The 1,629-nt window shown below is 61.3% G+C and carries 2 protein-coding genes; both read left to right on the top strand.

Annotation, left to right across the window (positions count from 1 at the left end):
- Nucleotides 1-372 precede the first annotated feature (372 nt).
- A complete protein-coding gene (locus YU9_RS51370) occupies nucleotides 373-771 on the top strand; it encodes a nitronate monooxygenase (protein ID WP_371259258.1) in 399 nt (132 codons plus the stop codon).
- Nucleotides 705-1,241, top strand: a complete 537-nt coding sequence (locus YU9_RS51365; protein WP_245266730.1) for a nitronate monooxygenase — start codon at nucleotides 705-707, stop codon at nucleotides 1,239-1,241. The genes YU9_RS51370 and YU9_RS51365 overlap by 67 nt, the downstream gene beginning before the upstream one ends.
- Nucleotides 1,242-1,629 lie beyond the last annotated feature (388 nt).

The raw sequence follows: 1,629 nt of genomic DNA, 5'->3' as shown, positions 1-1,629 counted from the left end.
TCAGCAGCTTAAGCTTCTAACAGGTGAACGACAATATCGTATCCTAATTCCATAGAGCTGCGGATGTCGCAAAAGGGTTCAAAACGCGAAGAACTTAGGTTGAGCAAATCTGGTCCGCGCTGGCTCAACCAGCGGACTTCCGACCGCCGAGGGGCAACTTCGCAGATGGGCCCTATGCAGACATGAAACAATTGACATGCTCAACGGTGCGGACGGAGGCTGATTGTTCTCAAGACCAGCACTGGGAGTGCATCAGATGAAGACGGCTCTTTGCGACCGCCTCGGGATTGAACTTCCGATCATTCAGGCGCCCATGGTGGTGCGGTCGGGCCCGCCTTGGCGTCAGCAGTGAGCAATGCAGGGGGACTCGGCATGCTGGCGCCCTGGCGTGCGGACATCGACACCGTGCGGCAGCAGATTCGCGAAACCCGCGCCCTGACCTCGCGCCCGTTCGGCGTGAACCTGGTCCTGGATTTTCCCCAGGAGGAACACTTGAGGGCCTGTCTCGACGAGGGTGTACCCGTCATCTCGTTCTTCTGGCGAGACCCATCATCGCTTGCACGACAAGCCAGAGCGGCTGGAGCCACTGTCTTGCACACCGTTGGTTCGGTAGCGGAAGCAAAGCGAGCCGTGGAAGGTGGCGTCGATGTCGTGATTGCCCAGGCTGGGAGGCAGGCGGTCATGTCCGCGGCACGGTGGCGACAATGCCGCTCGTGCCCAACGTCGTGGACGCTGTATCCCCGGTGCCCGTGGTGGCCGCCGGCGGCATAGCGGATGGGCGCGGCCTCGCCGCAGCTTTAGCGCTTGGTGCCGCTGGCGCGTGGATCGGAACGCGCTTCCTTGCAAGCCATGAGGCCACCATCCACACCCGGTACCGGGAGCGTCTTCTGCAAGCCAGCGAAAACGACACGATTTACCTGGAGAACCTCTTCGACATCCGCTGGCCGAACGCGCCTCATCGCACGCTCAGAAATCAAACGGTTGAGGCCTGGGAAGCCGCGGGGCGTCCTACAACAGGCAAGCGCCCGGGTGAGGGCGAGGTGATCGCCACGTCACGCATTGGACCGATCGTTCGCTATCAGGCCTACACGCCGGATCGTGATTCCCAAGGCGACATTGATGCACTGTCGTTATGGGCCGGACAGAGCGTCGGCCTCGTGTCGCAAGTCCAGTCGGCCGGCGACATCGTCCGCGAAATTGCAGACGAAGCCCGGTCAATTCTTCGGCGGCTGGCCGAATGACCGGTTAGGGTTAAAGGCGCTGGTTTGAACGGCGCCGTGTCATGTCCGGTGTGCCCCGATCAGCAGACCATATCTGAGCCAAACCGAACTTCGCCATCGGGCCAACAGCAGACGCGTCCGAACGGAAATATGCGGTCAAGTAAGCAGCCGCCTACCTTGGTCAATGAAGAGCGGGAAATGCGAGAGTGGCTTCGGCAATCGGACGCGCTCGTAGCGCACATGCGGCCGATCCTCGCGGGCGCAAACCCGAAAGTGCAAGTTGCCGCGATTGCCCAGCTTCTCGCTTCGTTACCCAGCGGCAAACACCGGTGACAGTCTAAGGCTGCCTCTCGGGCGGCCTTCTGCTCTGAGCGACAGTTATTAGGCGTACACCACGCCAGCCGTCGGA

The organism is Bradyrhizobium sp. WSM1743, assembly GCF_000473065.1.
Lineage (GTDB): Bacteria > Pseudomonadota > Alphaproteobacteria > Rhizobiales > Xanthobacteraceae > Bradyrhizobium.
This window is presented reverse-complemented; position numbering and strand designations above follow the sequence as displayed.

Bases quoted from the DNA above. Each gene is read 5' to 3' on its own strand.
- YU9_RS51365 (WP_245266730.1), top strand. From the start codon at position 705: ATGCCGCTCGTGCCCAACGTCGTGGACGCTGTATCCCCGGTGCCCGTG.
- YU9_RS51370 (WP_371259258.1), top strand. From the start codon at position 373: ATGCTGGCGCCCTGGCGTGCGGACATCGACACCGTGCGGCAGCAGATT.